General features: G+C 63.3%; 17 protein-coding genes and 1 pseudogene. 10 read left to right on the forward strand and 8 right to left on the reverse strand.

The genetic code is table 11. The annotated features are described in order from the left end of the window. Nucleotides 1-100: 100 nt before the first annotated feature. The 4 genes from ACESNG_RS00115 to egtB all read right to left on the reverse strand — a co-directional run bounded on the left by ACESNG_RS00115 (nt 101) and on the right by egtB (nt 4,084). On the reverse strand, nt 101-1,519 hold the full coding sequence (locus tag ACESNG_RS00115) for a mercuric reductase (protein WP_373063576.1): 1,419 nt from the start codon (nt 1,517-1,519) through the stop codon (nt 101-103). Beyond that, the gene (locus ACESNG_RS00120) at nt 1,516-1,797 is read right to left on the reverse strand and encodes a DUF427 domain-containing protein (RefSeq protein WP_373063578.1); all 282 of its coding nucleotides are present in this window, start codon (nt 1,795-1,797) and stop codon (nt 1,516-1,518) included. Before ACESNG_RS00120 ends, ACESNG_RS00115 begins: the two co-directional genes overlap by 4 nt. Before the next feature lie 65 nt (nt 1,798-1,862). Beyond that, nucleotides 1,863-2,834, reverse strand: coding sequence for an L-histidine N(alpha)-methyltransferase (gene egtD / locus ACESNG_RS00125; protein ID WP_373063580.1), 972 nt, complete (start codon nt 2,832-2,834; stop codon nt 1,863-1,865). After that, a complete protein-coding gene (gene egtB, locus ACESNG_RS00130; RefSeq protein ID WP_373063582.1) occupies nt 2,831-4,084 on the reverse strand; it encodes an ergothioneine biosynthesis protein EgtB in 1,254 nt (417 codons plus the stop codon). The genes egtD and egtB overlap by 4 nt, the downstream gene beginning before the upstream one ends. Before the next feature lie 119 nt (nt 4,085-4,203). Here egtB and ACESNG_RS00135 point away from each other — a divergent pair, with 119 nt between their 5' ends. Together ACESNG_RS00135 and ACESNG_RS00140 are read left to right on the forward strand one after the other, a co-directional pair. Then, on the forward strand, nt 4,204-4,956 hold the full coding sequence (locus tag ACESNG_RS00135; protein ID WP_373063584.1) for an ATP-binding cassette domain-containing protein: 753 nt from the start codon (nt 4,204-4,206) through the stop codon (nt 4,954-4,956). Between the two features lie 86 nt (nt 4,957-5,042). Then, nucleotides 5,043-6,584 carry a glycine betaine ABC transporter substrate-binding protein gene (locus ACESNG_RS00140; RefSeq protein ID WP_373063586.1) on the forward strand — a complete coding sequence of 514 codons (1,542 nt, stop codon included), beginning with the start codon at nt 5,043-5,045 and terminating at the stop codon, nt 6,582-6,584. Between the two features lie 287 nt (nt 6,585-6,871). On the opposite strand, the gene ACESNG_RS00145 is transcribed toward ACESNG_RS00140, so the two are convergent. After that, complete coding sequence (locus ACESNG_RS00145; protein WP_373067197.1) at nt 6,872-7,060, reverse strand: hypothetical protein; 189 nt, start codon at nt 7,058-7,060, stop codon at nt 6,872-6,874. A gap of 73 nt (nt 7,061-7,133) precedes the next feature. Between ACESNG_RS00145 and ACESNG_RS00150 the strand changes: the two genes are divergently transcribed. The 4 genes from ACESNG_RS00150 to ACESNG_RS00165 all read left to right on the forward strand — a co-directional run bounded on the left by ACESNG_RS00150 (nt 7,134) and on the right by ACESNG_RS00165 (nt 10,592). Next, entirely contained in the window at nt 7,134-8,543 is a 1,410-nt protein-coding gene (locus tag ACESNG_RS00150) for a TonB-dependent receptor domain-containing protein (RefSeq protein ID WP_373067200.1), read from the forward strand. Then, a complete protein-coding gene (locus ACESNG_RS00155; RefSeq protein WP_373063592.1) occupies nt 8,540-9,274 on the forward strand; it encodes a hypothetical protein in 735 nt (244 codons plus the stop codon). Before ACESNG_RS00150 ends, ACESNG_RS00155 begins: the two co-directional genes overlap by 4 nt. Nucleotides 9,275-9,342: 68 nt before the next feature. Then, nucleotides 9,343-10,242: a hypothetical protein gene (locus tag ACESNG_RS00160; protein WP_373067202.1), complete on the forward strand. Its 900-nt coding sequence runs from the start codon at nt 9,343-9,345 to the stop codon at nt 10,240-10,242. Next, the gene (locus tag ACESNG_RS00165; protein WP_373063598.1) at nt 10,218-10,592 is read left to right on the forward strand and encodes a RagB/SusD family nutrient uptake outer membrane protein; all 375 of its coding nucleotides are present in this window, start codon (nt 10,218-10,220) and stop codon (nt 10,590-10,592) included. The genes ACESNG_RS00160 and ACESNG_RS00165 overlap by 25 nt, the downstream gene beginning before the upstream one ends. Before the next feature lie 81 nt (nt 10,593-10,673). Here ACESNG_RS00165 and ACESNG_RS00170 read toward each other — a convergent pair. Then, nucleotides 10,674-12,373, reverse strand: a pseudogene (locus tag ACESNG_RS00170) (serine/threonine-protein kinase). 132 nt (nt 12,374-12,505) lie between these two features. On the opposite strand from ACESNG_RS00170, the gene ACESNG_RS00175 reads away from it, so the two are divergent. Then, the gene (locus ACESNG_RS00175; RefSeq protein WP_373067205.1) at nt 12,506-13,855 is read left to right on the forward strand and encodes an OmpA family protein; all 1,350 of its coding nucleotides are present in this window, start codon (nt 12,506-12,508) and stop codon (nt 13,853-13,855) included. 141 nt (nt 13,856-13,996) lie between these two features. Next, nucleotides 13,997-14,872, forward strand: a complete 876-nt coding sequence (locus ACESNG_RS00180; protein ID WP_373067207.1) for an alpha/beta hydrolase — start codon at nt 13,997-13,999, stop codon at nt 14,870-14,872. A 7-nt stretch (nt 14,873-14,879) separates the two neighbouring features. On the opposite strand, the gene ACESNG_RS00185 is transcribed toward ACESNG_RS00180, so the two are convergent. Then, nucleotides 14,880-15,356 (reverse strand): PA2169 family four-helix-bundle protein, encoded by a 477-nt coding sequence (locus tag ACESNG_RS00185; protein ID WP_373063606.1) that lies wholly within the window; start codon nt 15,354-15,356, stop codon nt 14,880-14,882. A gap of 130 nt (nt 15,357-15,486) precedes the next feature. Beyond that, nucleotides 15,487-16,110 carry a phosphatase PAP2 family protein gene (locus ACESNG_RS00190; RefSeq protein WP_373063608.1) on the reverse strand — a complete coding sequence of 208 codons (624 nt, stop codon included), beginning with the start codon at nt 16,108-16,110 and terminating at the stop codon, nt 15,487-15,489. Nucleotides 16,111-16,175: 65 nt separating this feature from the next. On the opposite strand from ACESNG_RS00190, the gene ACESNG_RS00195 reads away from it, so the two are divergent. Both ACESNG_RS00195 and ACESNG_RS00200 read left to right on the forward strand, forming a co-directional pair. After that, entirely contained in the window at nt 16,176-16,979 is an 804-nt protein-coding gene (locus ACESNG_RS00195) for a diacylglycerol kinase family protein (protein ID WP_373063610.1), read from the forward strand. Nucleotides 16,980-17,058: 79 nt separating this feature from the next. After that, the coding region (locus ACESNG_RS00200) for a metallophosphoesterase (RefSeq protein ID WP_373067209.1) at nt 17,059-17,677 on the forward strand (619 nt) is incomplete at its 3' end.

The raw sequence follows: 17,677 nt of genomic DNA on the forward strand, positions 1-17,677 counted from the left end.
GATCGCGCGCGGCTTTTCAGCGCGTGCTCGAGAAGGTGAAAGATCGCGTGCCGATTGCCGGCGACGAACGGTAACCGCGCGCGAGTGGTCACCGCACTCGCTACACCAGCGGAGCCAACTTTCCCAGAATCGTCGGGAAGAATTCGGTGACGGTGGGATGCACCGGCAACGCGTCGCGTAACACCTGATACGGCGCATCGGCGGCCATCATGGCCCCGATGATCTGCACAATTTCGTCAGCGCCGATCCCGAGTAGCGTCGCGCCCACGAAGCGCTCGGTCTGTGCATCCACCAACACCTTGATCACGCCCACCGTCTCGCTCTCTTCCTTGGCTCGGCTCACGAACTTCATCTCGTGCGACGCCGACAGGAACCGGCGACCCTGCGCCATCAGGGAGCGCGCGTCGGTCTCCGTGAGTCCCACCCGGCCGAGCGGCGGATCGGTGAACACCGCGTACGTGGTCACCCGCCCGTCGGCGGTACGCTCTCCACCGGTGTGATTGGCGAGAACGATTTCGTGGTCCTGATAGCTGGTGTGCGTGAAGGCTCCGCGCCGGTTCACATCACCGAGCGCCCAGAGACCGGGGACCGCTGTCTCGAGCCGACCGTTCACGGGAATGAAGCCACGCGCATCGACTGCCAGCCCCACGTGCTCCAACCCGAGTTGCTCGGTATTCGGCAGGCGCCCGGTGGCCACGAGCAGATGCGACGCCTGCATCGTCGTGACGTTGCCGGTGGTGCCGTCGCGCAGCGTGAGCGCGAGCGCTTCCGGCCCCGACAACGCCACCTCCTCCACCGTCGTGCCGGTGCGCAGCGACACGCCCTCGGCTTTCAGCATGTCGGCAAGGCGCGCCGAGATGTCCGGGTCTTCACGGCCGGCCACGGCACCTCCCGCTTCGATCACGGTCACGTCGCTGCCGAGTCGCCGGAAGATCTGTCCGAGTTCGAGGCCGATGTAACTGCCGCCCAGAATGACGAGGTGGTTCGGCCGCTCACGAAGTGCTATGACCGTTTCATTCGTGAGGTACGGGACGGTTGCCAAACCGGGTATGGCTGGCGCGGAGGGGCGCGTGCCGCTGTTGATGTACACCCGCGGCGCGCTCGCGGTGATGGCACCGCCGCGTACCACAAAATTGTTCGCCTCGCGACCTGCGAACTGCGCCCACTCACGCACGATGGTCAGCCCTTCCGTCTTCTCCATCCATTTCGTGAGCCCGGTGCGCGAGGCATTCACGATGCCGGCCATGCGCTCCATGGCCGCCGCGAAGTCGATGGTGATCGGGCCGGTATGCACACCGAATTCGTGGGCGCGCGACACGAGGTGCGCCACGCGCGCGCTCTTGCGCAACGTCTTGGTGGGGGTACAGCCGACATTGACGCAACTGCCCCCAAGCTCCCCACCTTCAAAAACCACCACGCGCTCGCCGCGCCGCGCCAGCGCGGTGGCGAGCGCCGGCGCAGCCTGCCCCGTGCCGATGACGATCGCGTCAGCAGTGAGCGTCTGCGCCGCCGTTGTCATGCGGTCACCTGCACCCCTTTCCAGAACGCCACCCGTCCGGCCACCTGCTCGGCCCCGGCCTTGGGCGCGGGGTAGTACCACACGGCATCACGGTTCTCGGTGCCCTTCACCTGCAACGAGTAGTAGCTCGCCGTGCCCTTCCACGGACAATTCGTGTGCAACGCACTCGGCGTCAAGAACTCGCGGCGCAGCGCCGAATCGGGAAAATAATGGTTGCCTTCCACAACCACGGTATCATCACTCTCGGCGATTACTTCGCCATTCCAGATAGCCTTCACGCGTACCTCTCAGGGGATGAAGTTGTCGCCCGTTCGATCAGTGGGCGCACGGAGCAGAACAAAAATCAAACGGCCCGCAGCCACGCGACCCAGAACCAGTCGCGCGCATCGGTGTAAAGCGTTGCGATACGGAAGCCACCGGCTTCGGCGAGTGCCTCGAGTCGCGGTTCGTCGTACTTGTAGGAGCACTCGGTGTGAATGGTCTCACCGGCCTCGAACGTGATGTCGACATCGGCCACGCGCACCTGCTGCGCTATCGTGGACTCGAGGTGCATTTCGATACGGCTGGCCGCATCGTTGAAGAACGCGACGTGCCGGAAGGTACCGAGATCGAACGTGGCACCGAGTGTGCGATTGAGACGTGTGAGCAGATTGAGATTGAACGCGGCCGTGACGCCGGCCGCATCGTTGTACGCGTCGTGCAGTACCTGCGGGTCTTTCCGACGATCCACGCCGAGGATCATGCCGCCTTGTGGCCCCACGGTATGCCGCACCCTATGCAGAAACGCCGCTGCTTCGGTGGGATGAAAGTTGCCGATGGTCGAGCCCGGGAAGAACGCCACGCGGCGAGCGGCGGGCGACAGCTTTGGCAGCGACAACGGTTGGGTGTAATCGGCACACACGGGCAACACCTGCAACCCGGGATACTGCATGGCGCGTTCTTCGGCCACGCGCAGCAGTTGTGCTTGCGACACGTCGACCGGGACGTAGGCCACGGGCCGTTCGAGGTGATCGAGCAGCAGACGCACCTTGATGCCGGCACCACTGCCGTATTCAATCAGCGCCACCGATTCCCCCGCCGCAGCCGCGAGAGCTGCACTGTGCTCCGCGAGAATCGAGAGCTCGGTGCGGGTGGGGTAGTACTCGGGGAGTTCGCAGATCTGTTCAAAGAGTGCGGCGCCCGCGGTGTCGTAGAACAACGACGGAAGCAGCGTCTTCACGTCGCTGGTGAGTCCGCGCAGTACGAGGTCACGCTCCTGTGCGTCGTATTGCTGGTTGTCGCTTGTGGCCGGAAGGCGCTGGGCGTTGGATGTCATGCGTCGGTTGCCAGTCGGATGCCCGAGAACTGCCAGCGCGTGTCGCTCGGGAAAAAGTTGCGATAGGTGAGCCGTGCGTGGGACTGCGGCGTGGCGCACGAGGCACCGCGCAATACCCATTGATCGGCCATGAACTTGCCGTTGTACTCGCCGATGGCGCCGGGCGACGCCCGAAAGCCCGGATAGCCCACATATGGACTGGCGGTCCACTGCCAGACATCGCCGAAGAGCTGCTGCATGCCTTCCCGGTCATCGGACATGGGGTGAAAGGCTCCATGCTCCACGTATCGTCCAGCCACCGGATGCACCGACGCCGCTACTTCCCACTCGGCCTCGGTGGGCAAGCGATGCCCGGCCCAGCGCGCGAACGCATCGGCCTCGAAGAAGCTCACGTGGGTAACGGGAGCGTACGGCACGATCGGTGCCATGCCCGAAAGTGTGAACTCCTGCCACGCGCCGTCGTGCTTTTCCCAGTAGAGCGGTGCGCGCCACCCCTGATCCTGTACCGTGGCCCAGCCGGCGCTCAACCACAACACCGGCTGCCGGTAGCCACCGTCGGCGATGAACGCCGCGTACTCCGCATTCGTGACGAGACGATGCGCCAGACGCCCGCCGTGCACGTACACGGGGTGCCGCGGCTCTTCGTTGTCGAACGCGAAATCGGAGCCAGGGTGACCGATCTCCACGAGCCCCGGTTCGATGGGCTGCCATCCCTGCGGGACCGCCGTCGGTGTGGCGCGCGGCGCCGGCCGATAGGTAGGGCGCATGGGGTTGGTCCAGAAAACATGCTTGACATCCATGAGCAGCAGTTCCTGATGTTGCTGCTCATGGTGCAGCCCCAGCTCCAGCGTGCGCCACGCCGCATGGGCCGGATCATCGGCGAGTTGCTCGCACAGCGCCAGTACGGCGTCGTTTACATAGGCCCGATAGGCGTACACCTCGGCCACCGTAGGGCGCGTCACGAGTCCACGTTGGGCGCGGCAATGCCGCTCACCGGCCTGCACGTAGTACGAGTTGAAGAGAAACGCGTAGCGCGGTTCGAGTGGCGTGTACGCATCGGCGTGCGGCGCGAGCAGGAACGTCTCGAAGAACCAGGTGGTGTGCGCCAGATGCCACTTGGTGGGGCTGACATCACTCATGCTCGAGACCACGTAATCTTCAACCTCGAGCGGCACACAGAGTGCTTCGGTCGCGGCACGCACAGCGCGGAACCTGGTGACCAGTGCGGACGGCGAAACGGTAGCGGACATGGTGACAACGAGGGGCGGGAATACAACGCGGGGAGTCGTAACTGAACGAAGCCCGGGAACCGTCGATAAGTTTCGGAAGTTTAGCACGTTTACCATTTCGTCACCGGGACCGTAACACTGTGACTGTCGCGCTCGAAGCCGAGGCCCTGCATCACGCGTACGGCAGCACGCCCACCCTGCGCGGCGTGTCGCTAAAGGTCCGCACCGGCTCGCTGCTGGCGATTGTCGGAGAGAGCGGATCCGGAAAGACCACGCTATTGCGCTGTTTCAACCGTCTGGTGGAGCCCAGCGCCGGCACGGTGCGCGTGGATGGGGTAGATGTGCGCGGCACCCCAGGCGACGCCCTGCGCCGTCGCTTGGGGTTCGTGCCGCAAACCGGCGGCCTGCTCCCCCATTGGTCGGTGCTACGTAACGCAGCCTTGGTGCCGCGCCTGATCGGCCACGCCGACCCCGAGCGTGCGGCCGCCGAGGCGCTTACGCTGGTGGGATTGCCAGCCGCCGAGTTCGGTGGTCGACTGCCGCATGAACTTTCCGGGGGACAACGGCAGCGGGTGGCGTTGGCCCGGGCACTGGCGGCGCGGCAGGATATTGTCCTGCTCGACGAACCGTTCGGCGCGCTCGACGCTCTCTCGCGCGCGGTGGTGCACGAGGCGTTCGAGCACGTGCGCGCGGAGCTGAAGTTTACGGCCGTGCTCGTGACGCACGACCTGGCCGAGGCCGCGCGACTGGCCGACGAGATCGCGGTGATGCGCGGTGGTGTCATCGAACAGATCGGCACGCTGGCCACGCTGCTGCGCGCTCCCTCCACCGAGTACGTGAAAGAGCTGCTTCACCGTGCCACCGCCGCCGTCCGACCGTTGGTGGGGCAATGAGTACAGCGCGGTCGCCGCGGATGCGCCTGTGTCGCGTGTTGCAGTCGGCAGCTGTCCTGCTAGTGGGGCTGGGCATACCGCGCCACATGACGGCGCAGGCCGCACCGGAACGACCCGCAGTCGTGGTCGCCTCCAAGCCTTTCGGCGAGTCGTTTTTGTTGGCCGAGATGTTCGCGCAGCTCCTCGAGTCTGAGGGTATGCGGGTCACGCGACGCCCCGGGCTTGGCGCCACGGAAGTCGCGTTCGAAGCACTGCGCACTAACGCGATCGATGTGTATCCCGAGTACACCGGCACCGGCTTGCTCGCGGTGTTGCGCGACTCGATGACCACCGCCATGCGTGAAGATCCACGCCGGTTGTTCGCGCGGGTCAGTGATGAATTCGTCCGGCGCTACGGCGTGCGCTGGTTACCGCCACTGGGATTTGAAAACGGCTATGCCATTGCGGTGCGACGAGAGACTGCCGCACGGTATCAGTTACGTACGTTGAGCGATCTGGCGCGCGAGTCGGGCGCCCTGCAGGCGGGGTTCACCAGCGATTTCATTGGCCGTCCCGACGGGTTTGTCGGCTTACGGGCTTTTTACGGCATCTCGCTACGCTCGGTGCGTCCGCTGGCCCCCGCCGTGAAGTATCAGGCACTCTCCACTGGCGCGATCGATGTCATCGATGGCTACTCCACCGACGGCCTGCTGGCGCGATTCGATCTGATCACGTTGGTGGACGATCGCCACTTCTTCCCGCCGTACGAAGCGGCGGCGCTCGTCTCGCCGCGCGTGAGCGCCGAGCGCGCCGATGTGATCGCGGTGTTGTCGCGTTTGAGTGGACGGCTCACCGAGAGTGATGTGCGTCGCTGGAACGCGTCGATCGAAGTGGAGCAGCGCCCGATTGCGGATGTGGCGCGCGGGGCGCTGACCGAGCTCGCGCTGGTACGGGCGGTAGGCACGGCGACTGTTGCCGAGAAGCCTCGCGCGACCACGACCGGATTTCTCGCGTACAGCTGGGCACGACGCGCCGAAACGTGGCGCTTGATTCGCGAGCATCTGGTGCTGGTGAGCATCGCGCTTGCGGCCGCGATCCTGGTGGCCGTCCCACTTGGCGTGCTGCTCACGCGCACGCCCCGTGCGGCGGCGTGGGTGATGCAGGGGCTCGGCGTTGTACAGACCATTCCATCACTGGCGCTGCTGGCCTTCATGATTCCGGTGCTCGGGATTGGGCTCGCGCCAGCGCTGGTAGCGTTGTGGTTGTACGCGCTGCTGCCCATTGCTCGCGCCACGTACAGCGGGGTCTCGAACGCCGATCCCGACGCCGTGGCGGCCAGTGAAGCGTTGGGCACGACCGCTTGGCAACGGCTCTGGTGGGTGCAGCTGCCGCTCGCCACTCCGGCGGTGCTGGCGGGGGTGAGGACGTCGGCCGTAATTACGGTGGGCGCGGCCACCCTCGCGGCCTTTATCGGTGCGGGAGGACTGGGCGAACCGATCATCACGGGTCTGGGACTCGCGGATTCGCGGCTGGTGCTGTCCGGGGCACTGCCGGCTGCGGCACTGGCGGTGGTGGTGGATTTGGTACTGGCCGCCGTGGAACGTGCGGTGACGCCGGCGTATCTCCGGCGCCGGCGGGTGGGAGCCTGAGCCGTCGTCGGACTCGGCAACGGGGGCACGGTTGACGACCCACATCGATCGGCCCGCTCGACACGCTCCGAAACTGCCAGAACACGGATGACACCGATGAATGGAAACAACACGAATAAGCAAAAACATTGATGGGGTACAAACTGCCGTGAGAATTCCACGCCGCTTATCCGTGGTCGTTTCGGTGCGATCCGCAGTCTCCGTGTTCCGGCTGTTCGCGATCGTGCCGCGTCGCCCTGCCCGTTCGACACGCACCGAACGGATTCCGCCTGAGGACGATGCCGAACTTACCGAGACTTCGCAGAAGTCGGGATATCACGCGTTTCCGCTATCCACACCGTACCACGCAGCAGGCGAAGGCGGTCGGGCGCGAGCGGCAGTTGCAGCGCGCGGGCCACGAGCGCCGTCGGCGAAGACGGGCGGCGCAGCTGCGGCGCCGCGGTGAACAGCAGGTGAATGAGAGCGCGAATGTACACGTGGAAGAGATAGCGGCCGCACGACGTCCGCGCGAATGCCGTCGGCATTGCCCCACACGACGGCGGTAAACCCGTGTGGAGCTTCACGGGGCGCATGGGCAGCAGTTGGCTGCCGGACTTCCTGACGCGCTTTCCCGACAATTACGGCACCGTGCCGCGGGCGGGCAGTGCGACGGCGCTGGACACGGTCCGTGTCAGCACCAGGCAGCTCAACGATTCGCTCAACTCGCGATTCGGCAACGACATCTTCACGAATGGACAGCTCCAAGACATGCAGATGTCCGTGAGCGGCGGCACGAGTGCCATTCGCTATTACGTCGGCGGTGGCTACGAGGAGAATCGCGGTGCCGAACGCGTGAATCGCCTCAACCGCTCGAACTTGCGAGTCAATGTCAGCGCGAATCCGAGTCCGAAGCTCGATGTAACCTCGTCTCTCGGATACACCATCGGGCGCACGTATGTCCCGGCAGAATCGGGTGCCGGCGGTGCCGTGTGGGGGACGCTCTTTACATCGCCCACCTTCCTCTATGGCGGCGTAAGCGTCCCGTCGCGCAATCCGAACAATCCGCAGCTGGGCTTCCGCTCCGGTCCGCCAAATGCGTACTACGAACCAAACGATATCTTCCAGGATGCGGACCGCTTCACGGGCAGCTTCCAGTTCACCAATCGCCCCACGTCGTTCTTCAACCATCGTTTCATTCTCGGCGTCGACCGTCTGGCGGAGAATAACGAAAACCGCACTCCGCGCAACGATATCATCGGTGCCACGTATGCAGCGTTCGCGGGCAGTGGGCTGCCCACCGCTGGCACGATCTCGGCCTCGACCCGCGATGTGACGTATACAACGATGGACTATTTGGCGAACGCCGAGTTCGGGGTTACGTCTTCGCTGCGCAGTGTGACGTCGGTGGGCGGTCACCTGTACCTGCGTCGCTCACGATTCCACGGGATCTCGGGCATCACATTCCCCGCCGCCGGTCTCACGTCAATTGCGTCGGCGACCATCCGCAACGTGTCCGACGACGAAGTGTTCGAGAACAATACCATCGGCGCCTTCATTCAGCAGCAGTTCGCGTGGAACAATCGGCTCTTCGTCACCGCCGCCATTCGCACCGACGACAACTCGGCGTTCGGCACGAACTTCGACGCCGTCACGTACCCGAAGCTGAGCGCGTCGTACGTGCTCAGCGAAGAGCCCGGGTTACCGATCCCGTCGTTCGTCAATCAGCTGCGTGTGCGCACGGCGTACGGCGCCAGTGGTCTGCAGCCCGGCGCGTTCGACGCGATCCGCACCTATTCCGCCAGTGGCGGCTTCCTCACGCCGTCGTCGGCCGGCAATCCCAATCTCGGCCCCGAAACGAGCACCGCGTTGGAACTCGGTGTAGACGCTGGCCTGTGGAACGATCGAGTCGGCGTGGAATTCACGTACTTCAACGGCAAGACGAGAGACGCGATTCTCTCGCGGCAGGCGCCGGCCTCGTGAATCGGAACGGCTTCGAGTGGATGGTGCGCACGACGCCGCTGAAACGCGACAACGTCTCGTTCGACCTCACGCTCAGTGGCAGCACGAACACGTACAACATCGCATCTCTCGGTGCCAACAAAGTGGTGTCGGTGTCCAACAACATCCAGCATGTGGTCGGCTATGCACCGGGTGCCTGGTGGGACCGGCGCGTCGTGTCGGCCCACTACGATGCCACGACTAAGCGCGCCACGAACCTTCTGTGCGACAACGGTCAAGGGGGGACGGTCGCCTGTGCCACGGCGCCGCGTGTCTTCCTAGGCAACAGCGTGCCGCAAACTGAAGGCACGATCGCGGCAGGCCTCACGCTCTTCAAGAACCTGCGCATCAACGCGTTCGTCGAATGGCGCGGTGGCTACAAGAAGCTGGACGGCAACTACCGTGTACGCTGCGGCGCGTTCGTGTTGTGTCGTGAGCTCTACTTCCCCGATGAAGTACAGGACAAGGCCCTGCTCGGCGCCGTGCAGGCAGGTACCGCCTATACGCATCACCTGATCTCCGACGCGAGCTTCATGCGCTTCCGCGAGCTGTCGGCCACTTACACGCTGCCGTCTCGACTCGCGAGCCGCATCGGCGCCAGCCGCTCGTCGATCACATTCGCCGGTCGCTACCTCGGCCTACGCACGAATTTCCCCGGTATCGAACCCGAAGCGTCATTCAACGGTGGTGCGCGCGGCGGTGCCCTCGGATAATGGGAACAGAGTGTCCTGCCGCAGCTCCGTCAATTCGTCACGACTGTCTCTCTCAACTTCTGATCATCATGCGCTCAACGATGCTGAAGGTTCTGGTGGCGGCGCTGGCGCTTGGCGCAACGACTGCCTGCAATTTCGATCAACTACTCTCGGTGAAGACACCCAGTCGCCTGGCGGACATGTCTTATCTGGTGCCGGCGAACGCCGCGCTCATCTCGGCGTCGGCCGTAGCCGATTACGAGTGCGCGCTGGGCGGATATGCGGTGGCCAGCGGACTCGCCGCCAATGAACTCGTGGAAACGACGCAGACTGCGCAACGCTGGTCGTACGATCGTCGCAACACCCTCGCTGTGGATGCCGTCTACGTCACCTTCGGATGCGAAGGCATCGGTGTCTACACGCCGATCAACACCGCCCGCTATACCAATGATCAAGCGGTGCAAAAGCTCGAAGAGTGGACCGACGCGCAGGTCCCGAACCGGCAGCGGTTGATCGCCGTGAACTCGGCGATGGCCGGATTCAGTCTGCTGCTGGGCGAAGGCTTCTGCGAAGAGGCGATCAACGTTGGGCGGTCGCTCACACCAGCGCAGATGTTCGATTCAGCCGAGGTACGGTTCTCCAAAGCCATTGCCGCCGCCACGCCCGCGAGTGATGCCAATTTGCTGAACCTCGCGTACGTGGGTCGGGCGCGCTCACGCATCAATCGCGGACTGAAGGTGGGCGCGGCGTCCGACGCGGCGCTGGTGCCGGTGTCATTCGTCTTCAACGCCACGGCCGACGCGACGATTGGACGACGTAACAACCGCGCGTTCCAGCAGAACAACCAGTCGTTCTCCGTGTCGATCGCGACCGCGTATCGGGCGCTGACATGGACCGGCGCGCCGGACCTTCGCGTGATCTCCACGAACGCGAATCGGCTGGCAACGGATCAAGTGAATCAGCTGTGGACGCAGGGAAAATTCACCTGATCACCGCAACGTACCCGATCGCCAGCGGACTCGAGGCGCAGCTCATTCTCGCCGAGGCCCGCAGCGGATCCGACGGTGTCGCGATTCTCAACACACTCCGGGGCCGCACCGGTATCGGGCTGCCAGCGCTCTCGGCGGGCGAGTCCGCCAACTTCGACGCGGCCGTGGCCGAAGAGCGTCGGCGCGAACTGTTTCTGCAGGGCAACCGCTGGTTCGACATCAAGCGATTCAACCTCGCCCAAGTGCCGGCAATCGGTGTCCAGTACGCGAAGGGCGGCGTGTACGGTGACCAGCGCTGCTGGCCGTTGCCGGACGCCGAGCGGTTGGCAAATCCGAACATCGGGAGTTGACGGCCGAAGAAGTACCGTAAGAATGGGTGCGCCACGACAACGAAGACGCTTGGCCTGTCGTGGTGCGCTCGCTATCAGCGCCTATCGCCCCGAAGTCAACGCCGCCTCAGGCCCCGCCCGGAACAGCTGTTCTCGCGCCAGGTGACGTTCGATGGCCGCCATCAGATCCTGCAATTCCACCACGGTCTTTTCGAACACCTGACGATACAGCCATTTATACCAGATGATCGAGCCGACCGCCGCCATACCGCCCAGTGCGACACCCGGGATGGCCGCGAGTGCCGCCGACCCAACGACGCCGGCCAGAGCCGTCGTGCCGATCGTTCCCGCGATCGTCGCGTGAAACGCCATCATGCCCCAGTCGGTGTACAGGTTTCGACGCAAACCGGTACGGAGATCGCCGGTGATCACCATTTCGCATGTTGGTCGTTCAGCCGTTCCGCGAGCGCTGAGCGTCACATGCAAGTCGAACAATTCCAACGACTCCAATCGGGACGCAAAACGATTGGTTTTGGAAAACATGCTGAAGAAGTTAGCGAGACCGCTGGTCGTCAGCCGCGGCATCGTAAAGCGAAGGATGCCGCCATCGAGTGGGTGGCCGTTCACCGCATCGTTAAACTTGAGCTTATACGGTGCGGCGGTGAACACCGTGTCGAGCGCCGCAAGCGTCGCCTGGGTACGACGTTCGGCGAGCGCGAGCGCGACATATTGGCGTGATATGCCGGCTTCCACAGCGGCGGCTTCTACATCGCGTACGCGATAAGTCCCACTCTCGCCAGAAGACTGCTCGTTCGCGGTCGGCGCCCGCAGCGTGGGGGTGCGTTCCATGCGGTGCGCAGCTTGCGCCTGTAGCTGCGCCGCGCGCTGCCACACCGCGAGCGCTTCCGGCTCCGACAGCACGCCGCCAGGCGCTGCGTCGGCCACCGTGTTCTCGGCGGCCTCCGCGTCGCGCATGGCCGCATCGAGCGCGTTCGCCAACTCATCGGCTGTGCCGTATCGTTCATCAGGGCGCTTCCGCAGGCATCGCTCGATCACGGCCACGACGCTGGCCGGCACGTGCGGCGCCGCCGTGGCGAGCGAGGGTACTTGCCGCGTGACATGCGCCACCAGCACACTCTGCGGCGAGCCATCGAAAGGCAACGCACCGGTCAACGCGCGATATCCCACCACACCCAAGGCGTAGAGGTCGGTCCGTCCATCGACCACGTCACCAGACGCTTGCTCCGGACTCATGTAGTGCACCGACCCGAGGACGTGCCCATCCATCGTCAGTCCGTTCGCTTCGTTCCCGTGATCGCGGGCGATACCGAAGTCCGTGACCACGGCTCGGCCCGAGACGCGATCGAGCAGAATGTTGTCGGGCTTGATGTCACGATGCACGACACCGCGCGCATGCGCATACGCCAGTCCCCACGCGGCCTCCCTGAGTACGCGTACCGTGTCGGTGACCGGCAGGTCTTTCGCTCGAGAAGTCGATCGCCGAGCGATTCGCCTTCGATGTAGCGCATGGTGAACCACACGATCCCATCTGTCTCGTCAGCGCGATACACATCGATGATATGCGGGTGCTCGAGTTTGGCGCTCGTGCGCGCCTCACGAAGAAACCGCTCCTGCTCGTCGGGTGCGGCCTGACCGTCACGAAGCACCTTGAGTGCGACCGATCGATCGAGAAAACGGTCACGCACCAGCCAGACGGCTCCCATACCACCAACGCCGAGCGGTCGGATGATGTCGAAGAGCTCGCGAAGGGCGGGCGCAAGTGGTGGGGCTTCTTGATGCATATGGCGAAGAAAATAGGTTCGTGACAGCGATATCGCCCACACTCGGTGCAGGAACAGTACGACGGCGTATGCTTGACGAATACGGCGCGAGCCACAACAATACAATTCTCATCTTTGCGTTCCGGAGTGTGTATGACTATCTCGATCGTTTGCCGCGGCGCTTTGACCGCCGGTCTGGTGCTGGCATTGGCTCCAGCACCGGCCCATTCGCAGGGTGCCCTCGACCGCATGAAAAAACGGGCCGAGCAGAGCACGAAGCAAAAAATCGAGGATCGTGTCAATCGGAAGACGGACGCCGGGATCGACAAGATGCTCGACGGTGCCGAAAACGCGATCTCGTGTCTGGCAACGGATCAAGCCTGTATCCAGAAGGCGGAGAAGACCGGGAACGCGGTGATTCTCACCGATTCCGACGGCAAAGAGATGTCGCGAAAGCCGGCTGCCTCGAAGGCCGGCGTGAGCAAGGCTGGTGCAACCAAGTCCGGAGCCGTTGAGCCGGCCGAGACGGAGACGACGCCCGTGGCGCCGCGGCTGCGGGCCGGCGAAGGCGCTTGGGCGAATTACGATTTTGTGCCCGGGGAGAAGCCGCTGCTGAGCGATGATTTCAGCAAGGACGTGATCGGCGACTTTCCCCGCCGTCTTGAAGCGTCCACTGGCAACGTGGAACTGGTGATGTGGAAGGGTGCCCGCTGGCTGCAGATGGCGGGAAACAACGACAACAAGTTCTATGTACCGGCGGGTGCAACCCTACCGTCGCGCTGGACGCTCGAATTCGATTTCGTGGCGGAAGGCAGAGGCGCATGCTGGCTCTACCCATCTGGCGAAGTCGATAAAGACTACGTGTGGTTCGGCGCCAGACATGACGGTGGGATGGTGCGAAAAGACGGTCGGAAGATCGGCACCCGGGCGCCAAACGATGACCTGATCGGTACGCCGTTCACGGCGCGTGTCATGGCTGATGGTCGGTATATCAAGGCCTACGTGAACGAGCGGCGCGTAGTGAACATTCCCAACCTGGACTACACGCGTAGCGACAAGCTGTTGTTCTACTGTGATGGAACGCCTGAGGAACCCGTGCTGCTGCACAACATCCGGCTCGCCTCGGGCGGTCGGAAATTATACGACGCGCTGGAGGAGAGTGGCCGGGTGGCCACGCAGGGCATCTTCTTCGATCCAGGCTCCGACCGCATTCGTCCGGAGAGCTCGCCCACACTCAAGGAAATCGGTGAGATGCTGACCGAGAACCCAACGCTGAAGCTGTTGATCGAAGGGCACACGGACAACACGGGCGTAACGGCCACCAACGTGTCGCTATCGCAAAAGCGCGCGGAGGCCGTGCGGACGTATCTGACCACGACCGTTGGCATCAGCGCGGCACGTTTGTCCGCGAAGGGCATGGGCCAGTCGGTACCCGCAGCGCCGAACACCACGCCGGAAGGGCGTCAGCAAAACCGACGGGTGGAGTTGGTCAAGCAGCCGTAGGCGCGCGTGACAACTCGCCTTCTCCTGGCGCTTACCGTCAGTACCCTCGGCTGCAGCGGTTCAGAGACCACCGCGCCGGCCGTCCCGACTCGGCAGCCCTGCCGATTGGGCGTCGCCGCCTGCGCGTCGCGAGTCGAAATCATGCCAGGCCGATTTCTCGAGAGCTATCAGAGCTTCCCGCTCGCGAGCGGCGATTCGCTGGTCACACACGCGGTGATTGTCGTACACGGCGCGGAACGCAACGCCAATGACTACTTCACCAGCATGAACGAAGCGGCCACGCTGGCTGGCCGATCGTCGTCCACGATCATTATCGCGCCGCAGTTTCAAACCAGCGATGACGCACCGGCCGCGGACGAACCCGTGTGGACCAGCAGCGGATGGCGATCTGGCGACTTATCGAGCAGCACCGGTCCGTTGCCGCGCATCAGCTCCTATGCCGCGATCGACACCATTCTCGTACGCCTCGGCATTCGCACCAAGTTCCCGCGGCTAGCGCGCATTGTGCTGGTCGGCCATTCCGCCGGCGGACAACTGCTCCACCGATATGCCGCCACGAGTCGCGTCGCCACAACGCTTACCGACATCCCTATTCGCTACATCGCAGCCAACCCGTCCACTTGGCTGTACCTCGGGCCGGAGCGCGCTGCCGGGAGCGGCTTCGCGATACCGACATCGGCGGCGACCTGTGTGGACTACGACGATTGGCACTACGGATTGCATAGCCGAAACACGTATGCCAACGCCCTCCCGGTGTCACTCGTACGGCAGAATCTCGTGACGCGCGACGTGATCGTGATGCTCGGCACCGCCGACACACTGACCGCAGACCTCGACGTGAGTTGCGGTGCGGACCTGCAGGGTCCGCGGCGATATCAACGCGGGCTTACCCTATTGAACTACATGAACGCACTTACTCCGGGTAATAGTCACCGGCTGGTGACCATACCCGGAGTGGGACACTCCAAAAGCGCGATGTTCACATCAGTCGACGGCCGACGCGCGATTTTTCCCTAGTTCGACACTACGCCATTGGACCGTCGTGTGCTTCGTGCTGTTGATTACGGAGTTCACGCACGCGGTCATGCGACGCGCGTACATCATCTGCCTGTCGCGCAATCATCGAATGCAGGTCGCCCGGCAGTGCCTTCTCGAGCGCACTGGCGTACGCCTTCTTCGCATAATCCTCGCCGCGCTCGCACTCGTCCAGGATCGCGCCATCGTCGTCACTCGCCACGGCTGCCTTTACGGCCATCCAGCCGCGATGTACGGCTCCCGCCACATGCCCCATATCCGCAGGCTTTTCACCGAGGCCTTCCACCTGAACTTCAAGCTCATGTGTGAAACCAGCGCGTTGCGATGACATGGTGGTGAACATCTGCTTGAGATCAGTCCGCTCGGCGCGCTCAGCCGCAGAAGCAAATCCTTTCTCTCCGTCCCGGCACGTCTCGATCAGATCGTTCATGACAGAGACGGCTTCCTTGTGCATATCGGTCGACATCAGTAGTACTCCCGCTGTTACAGGATGATCGGCGATGATCAGAGTGACTGAACGCCGCTCCCAGTGGTGATGCAAACGACGGGCCGTCGCAAGAAATCCGCGACTGTGACTCTGCCCGACGGCAGCAGACTCAGGCGGTGTTGCTCGCACGCCAGCGGTACGCGCATTCGGTGGTCAGAAGGCAGATGATCAACCACGCTACGCCGAGTGCGAGCCCAGCGATCACATCGTGCAGATAGTGCACGCCAAGGCAGAGTCGGCTGTATGCCACGGCTCCGACGAGACCGGAAGCGATCACCGCGAGGCACACACGTTGCATGTTGCGTTCAGCCCAGTACAATGACAACAAATACGTGAGCATGCCAAACCCGACCACAGACCCCACCGCATGACCGCTTGGGAAGCTGAGGGACGCGCCATTGAGGAATAGCTCAGCGCCACCGGGCCGCGCACGATGGATGGTCCGCTTCAGCACGACGACAAACATACTGGCGCCAGCAAAGGCGGTGACCCAAGAAACGAAGAGCAGCAGCCGGCGTTGCCACCCGAGCCACATTGCACCCAGTACAGCGAGTACCGTCATCGCTGCCGGCGAACCGACGAGTGAAACGATCACGCAGACGCGTTGACCTTCAGCAGTGACCATGCTTTGGCGCCCGGCGAAAGCGCGCAGATCAACGCCGGTCAATGCATTACCGTGGGTGACACCGTACGCGATCACGACGAACGTAACCAACGCGGCGACGCCGACCATGACTATTACATACAGGGTAGTCAGCGCAATCGGATCACGGCGCTCACCGTCAATCATCGAAGCTCGTGAAAACAGCGATTATCGTATTGATCAACAGCGGCGCCGGTTCTATAAAAGATGAGCGCGATCGGGCAAAACTGCTGGGGTTGCTAGCCGCGACCGTGCCGGATGCCGAAGTACGCTGCACCGACGCGCACGTAACGATGCACGAGTTGATCCGTCAAGCTATGCGAGACGTACCCAGCATGCTCGTAGCCGGCGGTGGCGATGGCACCATCAACGCCGTCGCCTCTGCCGTGGTCGGCACATCCGTCATCCTTGGCGTACTGCCGCTCGGCACGTTGAATCACTTCGCGACCGACCTGCGTATCCCAACGACGATGGCTGCTGCCGTCGAGCTGCTACGCGATGGCGTGGTGCGCGACGTCGATGTTGGTGGGGTAAACGAGCGAATCTTTCTCGACAACGCCGGACTGGGATTGTATCTTGAGATCGTCGAGCGTCGCGAGTCCAAGCAACGTGCCGGTCTCGCGAAATGGCCCGCCGCGATCGCGGCGACGGTACAGGCGCTTATTCGATATCGACAGTTCGGCGTACGCCTTCACGCCAACGACACCGTCTTGTTACGTCGCACGGCAGCGCTGCTGGTCGGCACTAACGAGTACACGAATCCTGACTCACTGGAACCGCACCGTCCATCGCTCACGTCCGGCATGCTGGCGGTGTACATCCCGCGCGCGCAGCCGCTGGCGATTGATCTGGGATGCCATGGTCGCCGTGGGCGAGAGCGATGGCTTCGAACTGCTCATCAGCAGCGAGTTCACGGTCGAATCGAAACGTTCGCTCATGCGTGTCTCTATCGACGGTGAACTGCTGCGTCTCACGACTCCGCTCCTGTTTCGCTCGGGAGGGGGCGCGCTGCGCGTCCTTGTGCCACGCGCCTGATAAATGCGAACGGTCGCTCATCTTGCCGATCTGCACTTCGGCACGACACTCGCCGCCACGCTTGCACCACTCGTTCAGCTGCTCCGGGAGCTGACGCCTGATCTTGTGATCATCTCCGGCGATCTTACCCAACGTGCAACGCGTGCACAATTCATCGAGGCGCACGCTTATCTCGATCGCCTGCCGACACCACAACTCGTGATCCCCGGCAATCATGACGTACCACTGTATGATGTAATGCGTCGGTTTCTGTCGCCACTCGGTCGATATCGCACGCACATCACCAACGAGCTCGACCCGGTGTTTCTCGACGACGAGATCGCCGTAGTCGGTATCAATACCGCGCGTTCGTTGACATTCAAGGGCGGTGCTATCAGCGAGCATCAGCTGGTCTCGTCGACGGCCTTTCTCGATACGATCCCTCCGCAGGTCGCTCGCCTCGTGGTCACGCATCACCCCTTCGACATCCCTGTCGGATTGTCCGGTGTGGAGATTGTAGTTGGCGCCGAGCGTGCTATCGCGACGTTTGCACGTTACAACGTAGATCTGTTTCTGTCGGGACACCTGCATCTCATCCACACTGCCGGTGCATCCAGGTACGTTACTGGCCACGATGCACCCA

The organism is Gemmatimonas sp., from assembly GCF_041689975.1.
Classification (GTDB): Bacteria; Gemmatimonadota; Gemmatimonadetes; order Gemmatimonadales; family Gemmatimonadaceae; genus Gemmatimonas.